Annotated in this window: 12 protein-coding genes; 5 read left to right on the top strand and 7 right to left on the bottom strand. The window is 65.0% G+C overall.

Going from position 1 to position 19,619, the window contains the following annotated elements; translation table 11 throughout:
- Nucleotides 1-1,279, top strand: a 1,279-nt coding sequence (locus tag XI04_RS11205) for an outer membrane beta-barrel protein (protein WP_271623693.1), incomplete at its 5' end; no start/stop codon positions are given.
- Between the two features lie 166 nt (nucleotides 1,280-1,445).
- On the opposite strand, the gene XI04_RS11200 is transcribed toward XI04_RS11205, so the two are convergent.
- Nucleotides 1,446-2,897, bottom strand: coding sequence for a glutamate synthase subunit beta (locus XI04_RS11200; RefSeq protein ID WP_271610646.1), 1,452 nt, complete (start codon nucleotides 2,895-2,897; stop codon nucleotides 1,446-1,448).
- 159 nt (nucleotides 2,898-3,056) lie between these two features.
- Complete coding sequence (gene gltB / locus XI04_RS11195) at nucleotides 3,057-7,790, bottom strand: glutamate synthase large subunit (protein ID WP_271610645.1); 4,734 nt, start codon at nucleotides 7,788-7,790, stop codon at nucleotides 3,057-3,059.
- Nucleotides 7,791-8,281: 491 nt separating this feature from the next.
- Between gltB and XI04_RS11190 the strand changes: the two genes are divergently transcribed.
- Nucleotides 8,282-9,073 (top strand): hypothetical protein, encoded by a 792-nt coding sequence (locus tag XI04_RS11190; protein ID WP_271623692.1) that lies wholly within the window; start codon nucleotides 8,282-8,284, stop codon nucleotides 9,071-9,073.
- Nucleotides 9,074-9,306: 233 nt separating this feature from the next.
- On the opposite strand, the gene XI04_RS11185 is transcribed toward XI04_RS11190, so the two are convergent.
- Both XI04_RS11185 and XI04_RS11180 read right to left on the bottom strand, forming a co-directional pair.
- The gene (locus XI04_RS11185) at nucleotides 9,307-10,077 is read right to left on the bottom strand and encodes an alpha/beta fold hydrolase (RefSeq protein WP_028140007.1); all 771 of its coding nucleotides are present in this window, start codon (nucleotides 10,075-10,077) and stop codon (nucleotides 9,307-9,309) included.
- 348 nt (nucleotides 10,078-10,425) lie between these two features.
- A complete protein-coding gene (locus XI04_RS11180; protein WP_028140008.1) occupies nucleotides 10,426-10,887 on the bottom strand; it encodes an Hsp20 family protein in 462 nt (153 codons plus the stop codon).
- Between the two features lie 221 nt (nucleotides 10,888-11,108).
- Between XI04_RS11180 and XI04_RS11175 the strand changes: the two genes are divergently transcribed.
- Nucleotides 11,109-12,056, top strand: a complete 948-nt coding sequence (locus XI04_RS11175; RefSeq protein WP_028140009.1) for an alpha/beta fold hydrolase — start codon at nucleotides 11,109-11,111, stop codon at nucleotides 12,054-12,056.
- A gap of 138 nt (nucleotides 12,057-12,194) precedes the next feature.
- On the opposite strand, the gene XI04_RS11170 is transcribed toward XI04_RS11175, so the two are convergent.
- Nucleotides 12,195-14,957, bottom strand: coding sequence for a di-heme-cytochrome C peroxidase (locus tag XI04_RS11170; protein WP_271609713.1), 2,763 nt, complete (start codon nucleotides 14,955-14,957; stop codon nucleotides 12,195-12,197).
- Nucleotides 14,958-15,153: 196 nt separating this feature from the next.
- Nucleotides 15,154-16,950 carry an adenylate/guanylate cyclase domain-containing protein gene (locus XI04_RS11165; RefSeq protein ID WP_038972871.1) on the bottom strand — a complete coding sequence of 599 codons (1,797 nt, stop codon included), beginning with the start codon at nucleotides 16,948-16,950 and terminating at the stop codon, nucleotides 15,154-15,156.
- 246 nt (nucleotides 16,951-17,196) lie between these two features.
- Here XI04_RS11165 and XI04_RS11160 point away from each other — a divergent pair, with 246 nt between their 5' ends.
- Nucleotides 17,197-17,829, top strand: coding sequence for a LysE family translocator (locus tag XI04_RS11160; RefSeq protein WP_028140012.1), 633 nt, complete (start codon nucleotides 17,197-17,199; stop codon nucleotides 17,827-17,829).
- A 44-nt stretch (nucleotides 17,830-17,873) separates the two neighbouring features.
- Here XI04_RS11160 and XI04_RS11155 read toward each other — a convergent pair whose 3' ends face one another.
- Entirely contained in the window at nucleotides 17,874-18,626 is a 753-nt protein-coding gene (locus XI04_RS11155; protein WP_028140013.1) for a sulfite exporter TauE/SafE family protein, read from the bottom strand.
- A gap of 88 nt (nucleotides 18,627-18,714) precedes the next feature.
- Between XI04_RS11155 and XI04_RS11150 the strand changes: the two genes are divergently transcribed.
- Nucleotides 18,715-19,605: a LysR substrate-binding domain-containing protein gene (locus XI04_RS11150; protein WP_028140014.1), complete on the top strand. Its 891-nt coding sequence runs from the start codon at nucleotides 18,715-18,717 to the stop codon at nucleotides 19,603-19,605.
- The last annotated feature ends 14 nt before the right edge of the window (nucleotides 19,606-19,619 follow it).

The raw sequence follows: 19,619 nt of genomic DNA, 5'->3' as shown, positions 1-19,619 counted from the left end.
AATCGCGCCGCCGCCATCCGCCTCCGCCAACAAGGCGCCGGTGCCGGCGGCGATGGCGGGCACCGTGCCCGGCCAGCCGCTGCGCCGTCGCCTCAAGGCGGATGACGATGCGTTTGGGGCCGTCGGCGACTACGCCGGCAGTTTTCTAATCAAGGGCGGGCTCGAGCTCTCCACCGGCTACGACACCAATCCTGCGCGTCTCAACAAGCCGGTGGGATCGCCGGTCTACGTCGTCGCACCCGATCTGCTGGTGATGTCCGACTGGGAGCGCCACGCGCTGGTCGCCGATCTGCGCGGCTCGTTCTCCGGCTACACCAACAACATGCCGGCGACGATCGACGGCTTTGCCTCGCCTTCGCCGGTCGAGATCAATCGTCCCGACTTCACTGGCCATGTCGACGGCCGCCTCGACGTCGACCGCGACCTCAAGCTGACCTCGCAGCTGCGCCTGCGGCTCGCCACCGACAATCCCGGCAGCCCGAACGTGCAGGCGGGCCTGCAGAAATATCCGGTTTACGCCGCCTACGGCACCACGGTCGGCTTCGACCAGACTTTCAATCGTTTCCAGGTCGCCGCGGGCGCCACTGTCGATCGCACCGCCTACACGGACTCCAAGCTCACCGACGGCTCGACCTTCAGCAACGGCGATCGCGATTTCAACCAGTATGGCGGCGTCGGGCGCTTCTCCTACGACCTCAAGCCGGGCCTGAAGCCGTTCGTCGAGATCCAGGGCGACACCCGAATCCACGACCAGGCCGCCGACCGCAACGGCTACTTCCGCGATTCAAACGGCGGTTATGCCAAGGTCGGCTCGTCCTTCGAATTCTCGCGCATCCTCACCGGCGAAATCTCGGTCGGCTATTCCGCGCGCAACTATACCGACCCGCGCCTCAGCCAGCTTGCTGGCTTCCTCACCTCGGGCTCGCTGATCTGGAATGCGAGCGGCCTCACCACGGTGAAATTCTTCACGGACACGCAGATCGCGGAGACCACCGTCCCCGGCTCCTCGGGCGTCCTGGTGCGCACCTATTCGGCCGAAGTCGATCACGACTTCCGCCGCTGGCTCACCGCGGTCGGAAAATTCACCTACGGCACGCTCGACTACCAGGGCCAGAACCGCAACGACAAGACCTACTCGTTCGAAAGCAATCTGATCTACAAGCTCAACCGCAACATCTGGGTCAAGGGCACGCTGCGCCACGACATCCTGGATTCGAACCAGGCGGGCTCGAGCTCGCAGGGGACGGTGGTGTTGGTGGGGGTGAGGCTGCAGAATTAGTGCGCCTGTCGGCACACGTCGGAGTGAGATGCAGCGCGGGGGCGAGGCTCTCTCCGCTCGTCATTCCGGGGCGCGCGAAGCGCGAGCCCGGAATCCATTTATCCACTAAGCTTGCGGCCTGATGGATTCCGGGCTCGCGCCAAGTGGCGCGCCCCGGAATGACAGCTCAGCGTGGCAGATCCGTCTTCCCCATCAGGAACGTATCAATCGACCTTGCACACAGCCGGCCCTCGCGGATCGCCCACACCACCAGCGACTGGCCGCGGCGCATGTCGCCGGCGGTGAACACGTTCGGGCGGGAGGTCTGGTAGTCCAGCGTGTTGGCCTTGACGTTGCCGCGGGGGTCGAGCTCGACCGAGAGCAGCTTCAAGAGACCCTCGTGCACGGGGTGGACGAAGCCCATGGCGAGCAGGACGAGCTCGGCGTCGAGTTCGAACTCGGTGCCGGCAATCGGCTTGAACTTGTCATCGACGTGGACGCAGTGCAGCTTCTTGACCTGGCCGTTCTCGCCGGAGAACTTCTGGGTCAGCACGGCGTATTCGCGCACTGCGCCTTCGGCTTGGCTGGAGGACGTCCGCATCTTCAAGGGCCAGTTCGGCCAGGTCAGGCCCTTGTTCTCGCGCTCGGGCGGGGCGGGCATGATCTCGAGCTGGGTCACCGACAGCGCGCCCTGACGCAGCGAGGTGCCGATGCAGTCGGATCCGGTGTCGCCGCCGCCGATGACGACGACGTGCTTGCCGCCGGCCAGGATCTCCTGGACGCCGTTCAGGGGTTCGCTGGAGACGCGGCGGTTCTGCTGCGGCAGGAAGTCCATGGCGTAGTGGATGCCTGACAGCTCGCGGCCGGGAATCGGCAGGTCGCGCGGCGCTTCCGCGCCGCCGGTCAGCGCCACCGCGTCATACTCGTTGAGCATCTCGCGCGGATCGACATTGCCGTCAGCGCCGACATGGCTGTTGTAGTGGAAGGTGACGCCTTCGCCTTCCATCTGCTTGACGCGGCGGTCGATGACGCCCTTCTCCATCTTGAAGTCAGGGATGCCGTAGCGCAGCAGGCCGCCGGCCTTGGCGTACTTCTCGAACAGGTGCACGTCGTGACCGGCGCGCGCGAGCTGCTGCGCGCAGGCCATACCGGCCGGGCCCGAGCCGATCACCGCGACCTTCTTGCCGGTCTTGACGGACGCGACCTCAGGCTTGAGCCAGCCATTGTCCCAGGCGCGGTCGACGATCGCGCATTCGATGGTCTTGATGGTGACGGGGTTGTCGTCGATGTTGAGCGTGCAGGAGGCCTCGCACGGCGCCGGGCAGATGCGGCCGGTGAACTCCGGGAAATTGTTGGTCGAGTGCAGATTGCGCGAGGCTTCTTCCCAATTGCCCTGGTAGACGAGGTCGTTCCAGTCGGGGATCTGGTTGTTGACCGGGCAGCCGGGCGTGCCGGGCGCGACCGAGCCGGTGCCGTGGCAATAGGGAATGCCGCAGTTCATGCAGCGCGCGGCCTGGTCGCGCGTTTCCTTCTCGGTCAAGGGAAGGACGAACTCGTTGTAATGCTTCACGCGCTCGGCGACCGGGGTGTACTTGCGGTCATGCCGTTCGATTTCGAGAAAACCCGTGATCTTGCCCATTAAACCCGAAGTCCCTGCCGCTTAGTCGTTTGTTCTCTCACTCCTCATCCTGAGGAGCGGCGCGCTCTTCGCGCCGCGTCTCGAAGGATAGAGGCCCGGATGATGGTCTCATGGTTCGAGGCGGCGCTTTCCGCGCCTCCTCACCATGAGGGCTTTCTCTTACGCCCCGATCGCGATTTTCGGCTCGGCGTCCGCGTTGGCGGCCATTTCGCGCAGCGCGCGCCGGTACTCGACCGGCATCACCTTGCGGAATTTGGGCAGCCATTCCTTCCAATTGGCAAGGATGTCGGCGGCGCGCTTGGAGCCGGTCGCTTTCGCGTGGCGCGTGATCAGGACGTGCAGGCGCTCGACGTCGGAGTCGAGCAAATTCTTGAACACGTCGACCCGGCCATGCGCCTCGAGGTCACCGGAGTGATTGTAGGTGCCGGCGTTGATCAGCTCTTCCGACAGCACCGGCTCGAGCTCGACCATCGCCAGGTTGCAGAGCTTGTCGAAGTCGCCGGTCTCGTCGAGGACATAGGCGATGCCGCCCGACATGCCGGCCGCGAAGTTGCGCCCGGTCTTGCCGAGCACGACCACGATGCCGCCGGTCATGTATTCGCAGCAATGATCGCCCGCGCCCTCGACCACCGCAACGGCGCCCGAATTGCGCACGGCGAAGCGCTCGCCGGCGATGCCGCGGAAGTAGCACTCGCCCTGGATCGCGCCGTACATCACGGTGTTGCCGACGATGATGCTCTCTTCCGGCACGATGCCGCTGTTGGCCGGCGGCTTGACGATGATCTTGCCGCCCGAGAGGCCCTTGCCGACATAGTCGTTGGCTTCACCCTCGAGCTCGAAGGTGACGCCCTGCGCCAGCCACGCGCCGAAGGCCTGACCCGCGGTGCCCTTGAGGCCGACATGGATCGTGTCGTGCGGCAGGCCGGCATGGCCGTAGATCTTGGCGACCGCACCCGACAGCATCGCACCGGCGGAACGGTTGGTGCTGTTGATCGTGGCCTCGATCTTCACCGGCGCGCCGCGGTCGAGCGCAGGCCTTGCCTTCTCGATCAGCGTGCGGTCGAGCACCGCTTCCAGATGATGGTTCTGGCGCTCGGAGTGATAGATCTTCTGGCCCTTCTCTTCCTTCTGCTTGACGAACAGCTTGGAGAAGTCGAGGCCCTTGGCCTTCCAGTGCGCGACCAGCTTGGTCTGGTCGAGCAGCTGAACCTGGCCGACCATCTCGTTGAAGGTGCGGAAGCCGAGCGAAGCCATGATCTCGCGGACTTCCTCGGCGACGAAGAAGAAGTAGTTGATCACGTGCTCGGGCTGGCCGGTGAAGCGCTTGCGCAGGACGGGGTCCTGGGTCGCGACGCCGACCGGGCAGGTGTTGAGATGACACTTGCGCATCATGATGCAGCCGGCCGCAATCAGCGGCGCGGTGGCGAAGCCGAACTCGTCGGCGCCCAGCAGTGCGCCGATCACGACGTCACGGCCGGTGCGGAAGCCGCCGTCGACCTGGACCACGATGCGGCTGCGCAGCCGCTCGCGCACCAGCGTCTGGTGGGTTTCGGCAAGGCCGATCTCCCACGGCGAGCCGGCATGCTTGATCGAGGTCAGCGGCGAAGCGCCGGTGCCGCCTTCGAAGCCCGCGATGGTGACATGGTCGGCGCGCGCCTTGGCGACGCCCGCGGCGACCGTGCCGACGCCGATCTCGGAGACGAGCTTGACCGAGACGTCACCCGTCGGGTTGACGTTCTTGAGGTCGTAGATGAGCTGCGCCAGATCCTCGATCGAGTAGATGTCGTGGTGCGGCGGCGGCGAGATCAGGCCGACGCCCGGCGTCGAGTGCCGGACCTTGGCGATGGTCGCGTCGACCTTGTGGCCGGGCAGCTGACCGCCTTCGCCGGGCTTGGCGCCCTGCGCCATCTTGATCTGCATCATGTCGGAGTTGACGAGATACTCCGTGGTGACGCCGAAGCGGCCCGAGGCGACCTGCTTGATCGCCGAGCGCATGGAATCGCCGTTCGGCATTGGCTTGAAGCGGTCGGCTTCCTCGCCGCCTTCGCCGGTGTTCGACTTGCCGCCGATCCGGTTCATGGCGATCGCGAGCGTGGTGTGGGCCTCGCGCGAGATCGAGCCGAAGCTCATCGCGCCGGTGGCGAAGCGCCTGACGATGTCCTTGGCGGGCTCGACCTGGTCGAGCGGGATCGGCTTGCGCTTCTCTTCGTCCGCGTTCTTGATCCGGAACAGGCCGCGCAGCGTCAGCAGGCGCTCCGACTGCTCGTTGAGGATCTTTGCGAAGGCGCGATAGCGCTCCTGCGAATTGCCGCGCGCGGCGTGCTGCAGCAGCGACACCGATTCGGCGGTCCAGGCATGGTCCTCGCCGCGGCTGCGATAGGCGTATTCGCCACCGACATCGAGCGCGCCCTTGTAGACCAGCGCCTCGCCGAACGCGTCGGCATGACGGCGCACCGCCTCTTCGGCGATCTCACCAAGGCCGACGCCCTCGACGCGGGTATGCGTGCCCGCGAAGAACTTTGCGACGAAGTCGGCCTTGAGGCCGACGGCGTCGAAGATCTGCGCGCCGCAATAGGACTGGTAGGTCGAGATGCCCATCTTGGACATCACCTTCAAAAGGCCCTTGCCGATCGACTTGATGTAGCGCTTGACGATCTCGTAATCGTCGAGCGAGCCGGGCAGGCGGTCCTTCATCGCGATGATGGTTTCGAACGCCAGGTAAGGATTGATCGCTTCGGCGCCGTAGCCGGCAAGGCAGGCGAAGTGATGCACTTCGCGCGGCTCGCCGGACTCGACGACGAGGCCGACCGAGGTGCGCAGGCCGGTGCGGATAAGATGATGATGCACGGCGGCGCAGGCCAGCAGCGACGGGATCGGAACCCGGTCGGTGCCGACCATGCGGTCGGACAGGATGATGATGTTGACGCCTTCGCGCACCGCGCTTTCGGCGCGCGCGCAGAGCTCGTCGAGCACCTGGTCCATGCCTGCCGCGCCGAGACCGGCGTGGAAGGTGGTGTCGAGCGTGCGCGACTTGAAGTGCGACTCGGCAACATCCGAGATCGAGCGAATCTTTTCGAGATCCGCGTCGGTCAGGATCGGCTGGCGCGCTTCAAGGCGCTTGGTGGTGGCAAGCCCCTGCAGATCGAACAGGTTCGGCCGCGGTCCGATGATGGAGACCAGGCTCATCACCAGCTCCTCGCGGATCGGGTCGATCGGCGGGTTGGTGACCTGCGCAAAGTTCTGCTTGAAGTAGGTGAACAGCGGCTTGGCCTTGTCCGACAGCGCCGAGATCGGCGTGTCGTTGCCCATCGAGCCCGCGGCTTCCTCGCCCGTGGCCGCCATCGGCGTCATCAGGATGGCGATGTCTTCCTGGCTGTAGCCGAACGCCTGCTGGCGATCGAGCAGCGACAAATTGGAGCGCACGCCGGTGGTCGGCACCTTCGGCAGCTCTTCCAGCACGATCTGGGTCCGTTCCAGCCACTCCTTGTAGGGATGGCTCTTGGCGAGCTCGGCCTTGATCTCGTCGTCGGGAATGAGACGGCCCTGCTCGAGGTCGACCAGCAGCATCTTCCCGGGCTGCAGCCGCCACTTGGTGATGATCTGATCTTCGGGGATCGTCAGCACGCCCATCTCGGACGCCATCACGATGCGGTCGTCCTTGGTCACGAGATAGCGCGCGGGCCGCAGGCCGTTGCGGTCGAGCGTGGCGCCGATCTGGCGGCCGTCGGTGAAGGCGATCGCGGCGGGACCGTCCCACGGCTCCATCAGCGCTGCGTGATATTCGTAGAAGGCACGGCGCTTCTCATCCATCAGCGGATTGCCGGCCCACGCCTCCGGAATCATCATCATGACGGCGTGCGGCAGCGAGTAGCCGCCCTGCACCAGGAATTCGAGCGCGTTGTCGAAGCAGGCGGTGTCCGACTGGCCTTCGTAGGAGATCGGCCAGAGCCGGTTGATGTCCTTGCCGTAGAGCTCGGAGCTCACCGAGGCCTGGCGTGCCGCCATCCAGTTGGTGTTGCCGCGCAGCGTGTTGATCTCGCCGTTATGCGCGATCATGCGATAGGGATGCGCCAGCGACCAGGCCGGGAAGGTGTTGGTCGAGAAGCGCTGATGCACCAGGGCAAGCGCGCTCTCGAAATCCTTCTCGTGCAGGTCGGGATAGTACTTGCCGAGCTGGTCGGCGAGGAACATGCCCTTGTAGATCACGGTGCGGCAGGACATCGAGCAGGGGTAATAGCCTGCAAGTCCGCGGTCGCGGCGCTGGTAGATCGCCTGTGAGATCGACTTGCGCAGGATGTAGAGCCGGCGCTCGAACTCGTCCTCGGTCTTGGCGGTGCCATTGCGGCCGATGAACACCTGCATGCAGGCCGGCTCGGTCGGCTTCACGGTGACGCCGAGCGAGGAATTGTCGGTCGGCACGTCGCGCCAACCAAGCAGGGTCAGGCCCTCTTCCTTGATCTGGTCGGCGATGATGCTCTTGATGACGTTGCGCCATGCGGTGTCGCGCGGCATGAACAGCGCGCCGATGGCGTATTCGCCGGGCGCCGGCAGCGCGAAGCCGAGCTCCCCGGCCTTGCGGCTGAAGAAGGCGTGCGGGATCTGCACCAGAATGCCGGCGCCGTCACCGGCGCGCGGGTCGGCGCCGACGGCACCGCGATGCTCGAGATTGCACAGGATGCTCAGCGCGTCCGCGACGATCTCGTGCGACTTCTTGCCCTTGATATTGGCGATGAAGCCGACGCCGCAGGAATCCTTTTCCAGGCTCGGATCGTAGAGGCCAACGGCTGGCGGGCGCGAATTGTGTTCCTGAATCGGATCGGTCGTTTTCGAGGCGACCGTCGCCGACAGTTCTTCTGCCACGATGTTTGCGCTCTCGAATTGCGACCCGTTCATTGTTCCAATCCTCTCCATGCGGCAAGCTGCCTCACCGCCATCTTCGGCGCACCTTGGGCGTTCCGCGGCACCCGCCTCTGGGTCACCGCTCGTCCGCTGCGAGCCGCATTTTCTTAAATTCAGGCCTAGGCGTTCTTCGTCCCCGAGAACGGCTTTGCCTGTTGCCTTATGGTGCTCGAAAGCACCGACTTTCGTTGCAATCCCTATGCCGGAACCGCAAGCAAAATTGAGACAGTCTTCCTGTCCTAACCGTCACCTTGCCAAATTTTTGTCTATCACACAAGCGCGTGGAAGTCCCGATTCCCGATATGTCAATCAATCGCTTTCCGAAAGTTGCGCGGCCCCGGTTTTGAAGCAAACGCGCCCCGATCCGGCCCTGTGGGCGCCGAAATCCCAAATGAAGCTTCGGATCAGCCCTTCGAAAGGCGCGCCACGCCGCAAGAGGCGAAAGAGCGCGAGGCATTCGGGGGCCTGACAGGAGCGTGTCGACGATGAAGTTTTTCACAGGATGTGTGGCTGCTGCCACGCTGGCGCTCGCCATGAGCGCCGGGCATGGGCAGGTTCTGGCGCAAGTTCCCGCGAAAGGTATCGCAGGAGGGGCGGCTATCGTGGTGTCGGATTTCGACGGACCCTATGCGTCCCCCGAAGCCGCCCCGCCACTGCCGCCGCGTTACGGCCAAGGCTACGGTCCCGGCTATGGCTACGAAGAGCGCGGTCCGGCGTTGCTGCCGTCGACCGAGGTCTACGCGGTCTTGCGCGAAAACGGCTTCTCGCCGCTCGGCATCCCGCGCCTGCGCGGCAGCGTCTACACCATCGCGGTGATCGACCGTCGCGGCGACGACGGCCGGCTCGTGATCGATGCCCGCGACGGGCGGATCATCCGTTTCATGCCGGCCGCGGACGCCTACGGCATGGCGCCCGCCTATGACGAGCGCGCGGCCTCGCCTTACGGTCCGCAAAGCGCGCTGCCGCCGCCGACCGTGATCCGCAGCGGCCCGCCGCGGCCGCCGGCCTCGATCCCGCACGTGGCGAGCCGCACCGTGCCGCTGCCCAGGGCGGCCCCGCCGCGCAGCGAGACGCCGGTCGCCGCCGCCAAGCCGGCCGAGCCTGTGACGCAGCAGACTCAAGCGCCGCAGGCACAGGCACCGCAGCAGACCGCTGCCGCCCAGGCGAAGCCGGCCGAGGCCACACCGCAAACCGTCGCGCCGACCGTCGGTCAGGCCAAGCCGTCGGCGACGATTTTGCCGACGCAGGAGATGCCGGCGGCACAGGGACTGGATTAGCACTGCGAGTTTGATGCGATAGCGCCAGCCACACCCACGCTGTCGTCCCTGCCAACGCAGGGACCCATACCGCGTGATCTATCGGTGGGGATGAGGTGCGAGTCCCGAACGACCAATCTTCGCCAAACTGCTCCCTGTGGTTATGGGTCCCTGCGTTCGCAGGGACGACGGCTGAGCAAAACAAAAAAAGGCGCCTGAGCAATTCAGGCGCCTTCCGCATTTCAGCGATCGCTTCAGCTCCGCGGATATCCCGCGGCTTCCAGGATCAAATTCGCGACCTCCTTCGGATGCGACACCAGCGAGAGGTGGCCGGCATCGAGCTCGACCGTGGTGGCGTTCATGCGCTTGGCGAGGAAGCGTTCGAGATCCGGATTGATGGTGTAGTCGTTCTTCGACACCGCGTACCAGCTCGGCTTCGAATGCCACGCAGCTTCCGTGGTGCGGCCGGCGAAGATCGACGCGGCGGTCGGCCATTGCACGGCATAAAGCTCCCTGGCCTGCTCCGGCTTCACGCCATTGGCGAAATATTTCAGGAAGGCGTCTTCCGAAAGTTTTGTGTCGCCGTCGCGCTCGACGATGCCGGCGCGCACCGGGCCGGTCGGGAATTGCTTCGACAGCGCGACGAAATCCTCGTTCGCATCGGGCGCACGTGCGGCGACATAAACGAGGCCGGTGACCTTCGGATCGGTGCCGACCTGGCTGATCACCGTGCCGCCCCAGGAATGCGCGACCAGCACGGTCGGTCCGTCCTGCTCGGCCAGCGCGCGCTTGGTGGCCTCGACCGAGTCCGCAAGCGACGACAACGGATTCTGCACGGCCGTGACATGCAGGCCCGCAGCCTGGAGGATCGGGATCACCTCCGACCAGCTCGAGCCGTCGGCCCAGGCGCCGTGCACCAGCACGACGTTCTTTGCTTTCACCGTCTGCGGTGTCTGCGCGTGAGCGAGGCTGAGGGGGGCCGCCAACAGGCTCGCGGCGACGAAAAAGCTGCGCCAAAGTGACATGATCGTGCTCCGTCTCGTTTTGTGTTCGATGTCCAAAGGACGGAGCGTGGGGCAGCGGCGTTACGCTCAGTCACCTACCTGTGAGCAGCGTCTTGGTCGGGCGTGTACGGGACGCGTGGCCGAGCTTGCAGTGGGGGTAACGTAGGACGACAGGCCCAACCTGTATTTCCATTTCAACCGAAAACTGCCGCTGGATTCTGCGGCACTGACAAACAGGCCGGTACGAAATATATCGACGCAGGAGTCGCTGCGGGGCTACTCGCGGCGTTTCGCGACACAAATGGGCAAGTAAAAAAACGCCCCGGGGCACCGGGGCGTTTTCTCAAACCTGGAAGTGGCGTGCCGTGGTTAGGCGGCGACCGAGTTCTCGATCACCTGCGCCTTCGGTGCGCTGGTATTGATCGCGATCTGGCGCGGTTTCTTCGCCTCGGGAATCTCACGGACGAGGTCGACGTGAAGCAGCCCGTTTTCCAGCGAGGCGTCCTTCACCTGCACGAAGTCGGCGAGCTGGAAGGCGCGCTCGAAGGCACGCGCGGCGATGCCGCGGTAGATCACTTCGTTCTTGCTGTTCTCGCCTGCGACCTTCTCGCCCTTGATCGTCAGCGTGTTTTCCTTCGCGACGATGGAGAGCTCATCCCTGGCGAAGCCCGAGACCGCAACGGTGATGCGGTAGGCATTCTCGCCGGTACGCTCGATGTTGTAGGGGGGATAACCGGGGCTGCCGTCCGAGCTGGCCTGGTCGAGCAGGCTGAAGAGGCGGTCGAAGCCGACGGTGGAACGGTAGAAGGGGGTGAGATCGTAGCTACGCATGGTCTAGTCCTCCATTGAGCGACTGTTGGGTAACCCGCCCGCCAATCGGGCCGGGCTTTAGTCTGTGTGCAGCCTGATGTTCCGGGTCCGAAACACTGGTAGCGGCCTGCACGAAGATGATATGGGTGGAACGAGACGGCGTTCAAGAGGGCGGCAATCAGCGCCTTTTCGGCGCTCCCGCCCCTTGATTTGCAGCACTTCGCGCCCAAGCACTTCCAATCATGACGCTGGTCTCGATCCCGTCCAATCCCGTCCCCGAAGACGTCGTCAGCGGTACCATCAAGACGCCCGATGGCGCCGAGCTGCGCTTTGCGCGCTGGGCGCCGCCGGCGAACCGCAAGGGCACCGTCTGCGTCTTCACCGGACGCAGCGAGCAGATCGAGAAATATTTCGAGACCGTGCGCGATTTGCGCGACCGCGGCTTTGCAGTGGCAATGATCGATTGGCGCGGGCAGGGCCATTCCTCGCGCCGCCTGCGCGACCCGCGCAAGGGCTATGTGCGCGACTTCTCCGATTTCGAGGTCGACGTGGAGGCGTTCGTGCAGCAGGTCGTGCTGCCGGATTGCCCGCCGCCGTTCTTCGCGCTGGCCCATTCCATGGGCGGCACGGTGATGCTGCGGGTGGCGCATGCGGGCAAGCGCTGGTTCGACCGCATGGTGTTGTCGGCGCCGATGATCGACCTGCCCGGCCGCACCACCTCGCTTCCGGTGCGTGCGCTGCTCAAGACCATGCGCCTGCTCGGGCAGGGGGGCCGTTATGTCCCCGGCGGCAGCGACCGTCTCACCGGGCTCGATCCCTTCATCAACAATCCCGTGACCAGCGATCCGGTACGCTATGCGCGCAATGCCGCGATCCTGGAGGAGGACCCCACGCTCGGGCTGGCATCACCGACCGTGGCCTGGGCCGATACCGCCTTCCGCGCCATGAACACCTTCAAGGGCAAGAACTACCCCTCGCAGATCCGCCAGCCGATCCTGATGCTGGCGGCCTCCAACGACGCGGTGGTCTCGACCGCGGCGATCGAGGAGTTCGCCTATCACTTGCGCGCCGGCTCCCACCTCGTGATCGCCGGCGCCAAGCACGAGATCCTCCAGGAGCAGGACCGCTACCGCTCCCAGTTCTGGGCCGCCTTCGACGCCTTCGTGCCGGGCACGCCGTTGTTCAAGTGAGGAAAGAGCGCGTCATCGCGCTACAAACTCGTCATGCCCGGGCTTGTCCCGGGCATCCACGGACTTCGGTTCGGCGAGACAAGAACGTGGATGGCCGGGACAAGCCCGGCCATGACGAGACGAAGAACTCTGGTCGCGTTAAAGCGTCTTCAAATATTCGATCAGATCGTAGCGCTCGGCATCGTCCTTGAACATGCGGCCGATGACGCCATCGCGCTTCGGTTCGCCTTCCTTGCGCTCGAAGGAATGGCCGAGCACGCTGTTGCCCTGGATCGGGTCCTTCTCCGATCCCGCCGAGAACTGCGTTTCGCCCGTCTTGCATTTCTCATCCGCGGTCACCGCAAAGCCGACGGTCACGGGATCATAGTCGCGGCGGCCCATGCAGAATTTGGTCGGGCGCTCGTTCGCCGGCTTCAGCAACCAGTACAGCGAAGGCACCGAACCGTTGTGCAGGTAAGGTGCGGTAGCCCAGATGCCGTTCAATGGCCGCGCCCGATAGCGCGGGTCAGGCGCCGGATTGAGACAATTCTTGCGCGCGAGATTCCACATTTTCGCCCGTTCGGCCTCCGGGACCTTCTCGTCGTCCATCCATTTGCGGGCGACGAGATCGACCACCGTCATGAGGCCGAGCGCGTAGACCATCTCGTTGGGCGATTTGCTTGCGGTCGGGATATCGCATTGCCACCATGTCTGGAGGTCGGCCGTATTCACCTTCAGGAAGCCGGGCACATCGACGATCCTGTTGCTGAGAACAAGGGACTGTTCGGGATCCGTCTTGATCTCCTTGAGGGGAATCGTGACCGCGTTCAGCACCTTGCTGTCGCCGCTCGGCTCCCAATGCTTCGATGACCAGAAGGCGGGCGTGTCGATGGCCGGAAGGTGGCACCCGGAGCACATCTCGGCATAGATGGCGCGGCCGCGCTCGACGCGATCGGGCTTCAGCCGCCATGCATCGCCGAGGATTTGCGAGGGCCATTGCGGCGCCAGCAGGCCGCCGAATTTCGGATCGGCGGAGGGATCGGCCGGCTTGAACGGATCGGGGCCTCTCAGCATGTCCTCGATCCAGCCGAGTGTCCTGATGTTCACCGAGGACCGCCACAGCCGGTCCTCCGGATAGGCGTCGGACAGGTTGAGCAGTGCGGTCACGCCGAGCGCTTCGCCGGCATTGCGAATTAACGGCTGCTCGATCGATGCGTCGTACTGGGCGAATTTGAACCAGGGCACGGTCCAGATCGCGGGGTAGCTGACCGGGGCATCCTGGGCATGCAGGTTCTTCTCGAAGCCCTTGACCCCGCTCAGCGCGAGATCCTGCGAGAAGACCTGGTTGCCGATGCGATTGAGAGCGTCGAGGCGGCCGAACCCTTCCTCCGTGTCCTGCTGCTGCCTGCCGTTCCAGGTCTTCTTGCTTTCAACCGTCTTTTGCTGGGTTTTCGCCCAGTCGATCAGGAACGTGCCGATCGCGCTGAGCTTCTGCTTGAGCGCGGCGCGGTCCGTCTTGCTGGCATCGGGGCCGAGCACGCGATCGGCAAAGCGCTGGAAGCGGAACGGGACATACAGGGTGTAGGCGATCGACAGGCCGGTCGAGAGCTCCAGCTTCTTCAGGTCGGTCATGGCCGGGCCGCCGTCGAAGCGCACGTCCACGCCCTGGTAATGGATCTGCCCGGTATGGCAGGCCGCGCAGGTCAACCCGATCTTGTCTTCCTCGCGACGGCCGGTCGCGGGATCGACGACCCCGGTCATCCGCGCGAATCCGACCGGCAGGCCGTCGACGTTCTCCACTGGCGTCCATCTGGTCGACCAGTCCGGCACCTGCGTCGTCTCATAGACATTGGCGTAACCGAAGCGGCGCAACGTCGTCGTGTCGGTCTGGATCGACTGCGGGCTCGGGATGAAGCCGAAGCCTTCGAGATAGGCGCTCTCCTTCATCATGCCGGGTTTCGAGAATAGATGAAGGCGTGGCTGCTCCAGCGCCATGAACCATTCATAGGGCACGGGGAAGGTCGCGGTGCCCTGGCTGGCATGATGGAACCAGTGCCGGTCCTTCAGCGACCAGTTCTGCTCGAGCCAGAAGGCCGCCTTCGTCTCCGGGACCGCAGGCAAGGGCGGCGGCAAGAGATTTACGAGAATTCCCTTCTGCGGCAGCATGGCGCGAACCTGATTGGGGAATTCGGCGACCGCGACGAGGGCAACGAGGCCGACGGCGATCAGCAAGGCCGCAAGCTTGAGGGCGCCCCGCACCACGCGCTGGCAGGTCGACAGCACCGGCGGGACCAGCCGCTCGTTGATGCGCGCCGGGAATTGGCGCTCGTTGAACAGCGTGCGCACGTCGGCAACGCCGAGATAGCGATCCTCGCCCCTGCCCTTGCCGATGATCTTCAGGAGGATCGGCCATTCGAACTTCATCAGCAGCGGGTAGTACCAGCGCGCGGCGCTGCCGGCGCGCTTGAGGTTGTCGCGCATGAAGATGTCGATTTCCGAGGCGTTGAGGCCCAGCTCGGAGCCGCCGTTCGGATCGGTGTAAGTCCGGCCGAAACTCGCGAGCCGCGCGATCTCGTCCTCGTTGATCTTGCCGTCGACTCCGAGGATGCGCGAGCCGGCACCGCGCTTGTCCAGCGGGCCGCCGCGCAGCGCATCGAGCTGCGCGCCCGAAAAGATGCTCTTGAGGATGTGACCCAGACCGTTGGCGATGAGCGCCACGCCGCGGACCTGAAGCCGGGCAGACGCCTTCTTCAGCCCGGTTTCGCCGGTCGCGTTCGCGATCGTCTCCGACAGCTTGCCGAGCGGGACAGTGCCGCCCTCGACAAAGCCCTCGCCGACGAGGCCGCGCAGGAATGGGCAGGGATTGTTCGGCGAGACCTGGATCGAGGGGTCGAACGGCGGTTTCGAAGCGGGGTCATGCATGGCCCAAAATCCTGAAAACAGCGAATCGTGAAATGAGGCGCCGATCAAGCGCGGAAAGTCCTAACAAACCGACAGCAGACTATACTACTTCAGCGTGTGGCGAAGTGTGGCCGAATTCACTGTCCTGTCAACAAGTGCAGGCGGGGTCTCGCCAAAGACCTAAGGGAACGGCTGCGGGGGGACCGTGGCCTGCCGGTCAGGACTCGGCGACGCGTTTGACGTCGCTCTGAACCAGGGTCAGCTTGCCGAGCGGCACGCCGGCCTTCAGCAGTCCCTCGCGATAGTGGGCGAGGTCCTCGGGCCGCTTCCAGTGGAAGTTGCGCAAGTGACGATCGACATTGAGCGTCGGGTAATTGCCCATCAGCACGGAGGTCGCTTCGCTCGCCTCGGCGGTCCGGCCCAATTGTGCCAGGGCCGCGGCGCGGATTGCCAGCGCCTGCATGTGGTTGGGATTGATGTAGAGCTGCTCGCGCGCCCATGACAGGGTCGCGTCATATTGGCGCAACAGATAATGACTGAAGGCGTTCAGCGCCGCCCATTGGTAGCGCGGGTCGCTGTTGTCGCGCTGCGCGGCCATCGAAAACATCTCGATCGCCTCGCGGTGCTCGCCGATGACGAAATGGCAGATGCCGAGCACGCCGCGCGCGCCCATGTCGTAGGGATTGAGCGCGACCGCGCGCTTGGCCGCGTCCATCGCCGCCTCGTAATGCCCTTCCATGGCGTGCGCCCAGGACAGGATCGAGAACGCAAAGGACGAGCGCGGGTCGAGCCGGACGCTGGTTTCGGCGAGGTTCATCGCCTCGGCCCACATCTCGCGCGTGCCCTTGACCCAGCCGAACTGGATGCTCTGGATCTGGATCGTGGCGAGATAGGCGTGCGCGATCGACAGCTTGGGATCGACCATGATGGCTTCCCGGAACAGATCGACGGCGGCAGTCAGGTCCTCCTTGGTCTGCCGGTAGTAATGCGACAGCCCCTTGAGGAAGCGATCCCAGGCGGTGACGTCCGTCGAGAGCCGCGCGGGCGCCGAGGCTTCGGCGCGGACGATCTCGGTGGCGATGGCGGCGGACAAATTGGTCGTGATCTCGTCCTGCATCGCGAAGAAGTCGCCGATGTCGCGGTCGTAACGGCCGGTCCAGAGCTGCTCGCCGGTCTCCGGGGCGATCAGCTCGGCGGTGACGCGGATCTTGGCGCCGGCACGCCGCACCGAACCCTGGATCAAATAGGTGGCGTCGATCTCGCGCGCGATCAGGCGGGTGCTGGTGTTCCTGCCCTTGAAGGCGAAGGTCGAGTTGCGGCTCAGCACGCGATAGAAGGATTGCAGCGACAGTGCGTGGATGAGATCCTCGGTGAGGCCGTCGGAGAAATACTCGTCCTGGGCATCGCTGAGATTGGCGAACGGCAGCACGCCGACGATCGCGGTGCGGTACTGTTGCGAGAGGGCGGACGCCTCGCGGAGCTCGGGCGCGAGCGCCGGTGCACCCTCGGGCGTCCAGGTCCAGACCCCGATTGCATCCTTGATGTTCTTGAAGCGATGATTGCCGGCATCGACCAGCGGCACGCTGAGATGCTTGCTCGCCTCCTTGTAGGCCTTGGCCGAGATCGCAAAGCCGCCGGGGCTCGCGACCGACTCCAGGCGGACGGCGATGTTGACATCGTCACCGAATACCTCGTCCTCATCGGCGATGACGTCGCCCATGTGGATGCCGAGGCGGAACTGCATGGCGCGGTCGGCCGGCAGATGGTGGTTGCGCTCCGCCATCAGCGTCTGCATCGCGATCGCGGCCTCGGTGGCGCCGACGATCGAAGGGAACTCCAGCAGGAAGCCGTCGCCGGTGTTCTTCACGACGCGGCCGCCGTGATTGAGGATGATCGGGTGGATCGCGCTGCGATGGGCCTTGAAGGCGGCATGGGTGCCGGCCTCGTCGCTGCCCATCATGCGCGAATAGCCGGCGACATCGGCGCAGACGATGGCAGCCAGACGTCTTTCCATATCCCGGAAGCTCCAAGGGATCGAGAAGGGATCGTGAAGGGATCTGGGACTGGCCACGGCGTGGCAAGTCGACGCGAATCCCGCATTTCAAGAACCTCGCCTTTATAAAGCAGATGTGGCCGAGCGGAAGCATGATCCGCATTGCAAATTCGAGGTAAATCCTCCGCAATCCCGGCGGTGGACGGCGGCCGCCGAACCGACTAAGCGGAATTGACCGCCGGAACGGGCGGCAGGGGGCACCTTTGCATGCTGGGCATTCACGAAATCGGGCTCTTCATCCTGTCGGGCGTGCTGCTCAACATCACGCCGGGGCCTGACTCCGTCTACGTCATCGGCCGCAGCATGCAGATGGGCTGGCGGGGCGGCGCCGCGGCCGCATTCGGCATCAGTTGCGGCTGTTTCGTCCATGTCGCGGCCGCCGCGATCGGGCTTTCGGCCCTGCTGATGGCCTCGTCGACCGCCTTCTCGATCCTGAAGCTGGTCGGGGCGGCCTATCTCGTGTTCACCGGGCTTCAGATGCTGTGGTCGCGCCCGGTGCTGGCGGCGGCGATCGACGAGCCGGTGCGGAGCTCGCTGCGGCGGGTCTTCCTCCAGGGCGTCTTCACCAACGCGCTCAATCCCAAGGTCGCGCTGTTCTTCCTGGCTTTCCTGCCGCAATTCGTCGCGGCCGATTCACCGCACAAGCCGCTCGCCTTCCTGACGCTCGGCCTGATCTTCATCTCTACGGGCACGCTGTGGTGCCTGGTGCTGGCCGCGTTCGCGGCCAAAGCCGCCCACCGGCTGCGCGAATCCGAAGGCGTGATCGCCTGGGTCAACCGCGCCCTCGGCGGCCTCTTCATCTATCTCGGCATCCGCGTCGCCATGCTGGAGACGCGGTAGGCTCATTCGAACGAATGATGCGGGCAGCGTAGGGCGATCTTCCCTCAAACGAACTCCTTCGCCAGCGCACTGCCGGCGAGATAAAGGCCGAGCAGGATCATCGCGATCAGGAACCAGCGGCGGAACGCTTCGGCCGGCATCCGTGCTCGCACCGACTGTCCCACGAACATGCCGGCAAAAGCCATGGCCATGCCCACCGCGCCCGGCACGGCATTGGCTGGCGTCAACAGCCCAACGGCCGTCAGGTTGAAGGCGAGCGCCAGTGTCGCCGTCGTGAAGAACACGCCGAGCGCCTGCACCAGCTCGTCCTTCTCCATGCCGATTGCCTGCATGAACGGCATCGAGGGGATCACCTGCACGCCGGTCGAGGCCGAGATCACGCCGGTGACGACACCGACCACGCCGCCGACCCATTTCTCGTTTTGCGGCGCGACGCGGAATTGGAACTTGTTCAGACCGATCACGGCATAGATGACGAGCAGGACGCCAAGCACGATCGTGCCGTAGCGCGCATGCGGCCCGGTCAGCGCGCCGGCATTGAGCCAGCATCCGATCACGGTGCCGATCATCAGCGGCCACAGCCGCTTCAGGATGTCACGCAGATACGGGCCGACGAAGGTCTGCCAGATGTTGGTGACGATGGCTGGCACTATGACGATGGCGATCGCGCGGCTGGGCGTCATGCTCACCGCGAGCAGGCCCATGGACACCGTCGGCAGGCCGAGCCCGACCACGCCCTTGACGAATCCGGCGATCAGGAACACGGCGGCGATGACAATGAGAAGCGGGTCGATCATGCCAGCACATTGACCTAAGCCGCGCGGGCGCACAATCTGGAGGTTACGGAGTAAGCCTTCGGTCTGAACGAAGGCTAGGAGACCTGCCATGCGCTTTGACCTCGTCGATCTCCAACTCTTCATCGCGGTCGCCGACCAGCGCAGCATCACCCGCGGCGCCGAGCGGTCGCACCTGGCCCTGGCCTCGGCCAGCGCGCGCATCAAGGGGCTCGAGGACGCGCTCGGCGTCGCGCTGCTCAAGCGCGGGCGGCGCGGCGTCGAGCTGACCGCGGCCGGCGAGAGCCTGCTCGATCATGCCAGGCTCGTGATCCACCAGATCGATGCCATGCGCGGCGATCTCGCCGGCTTTGCCTCTGGCGTGCGCGCCAGCGTGCATTTCCTCGTCAACACCTCGGGCCTGTCGGAACATCTGCCGAAGGCGCTGGCCGGCTTCCTGCGCGAGCACCGCGACGTCGCCATCGACATCGAGGAGCGCGAGAGCACCGACATCGCGGCGGCGATCACCGCAGGCGCCGCCGACCTCGGTTTCGCCGCCGAGCACGCGCTGCCCGACCATATTGAGCGCTTCGTGTTCAGCGAGGACCACCTGACATTGGTGACGTCGCGGCGCGGCCCGTTCGCGGGTCGCCGCCAGATCGATTTCCAGGAAGCCGGCAGTTGCGACTTCGTCGGGCTCACCAGCGCCACCGCGCTCCAGATGCACATTTCGAAGCACGCCGCCCGGCTCGGCATGCGCCCGCATTACCGCGCGCGCCTGCGCGACTTCGATGCGATCTGCCAGATGGTCGCCGCCGACGTCGGGATCGCGCTGGTGCCGATATCCGCCGCCCGCCGCTGCGCAAAACTGATGCCGCTCGCCATGGTCCGGCTACGCGATGCCTGGGCCAACCGCAAGCTCGTGATCTGCGCGCGCAGCTTCAAGACGCTGCCAAGGCCTGCGAAGATGCTGGTGGAGCATCTGCGGGCAGAGGCGGTGTGAGCAGTTGTTGCTGC

The sequence above is a fragment of the Bradyrhizobium sp. CCBAU 11430 genome (assembly GCF_028128855.1).
In the GTDB taxonomy this organism is placed as follows: domain Bacteria; phylum Pseudomonadota; class Alphaproteobacteria; order Rhizobiales; family Xanthobacteraceae; genus Bradyrhizobium; species Bradyrhizobium ottawaense.
This window is presented reverse-complemented; position numbering and strand designations above follow the sequence as displayed.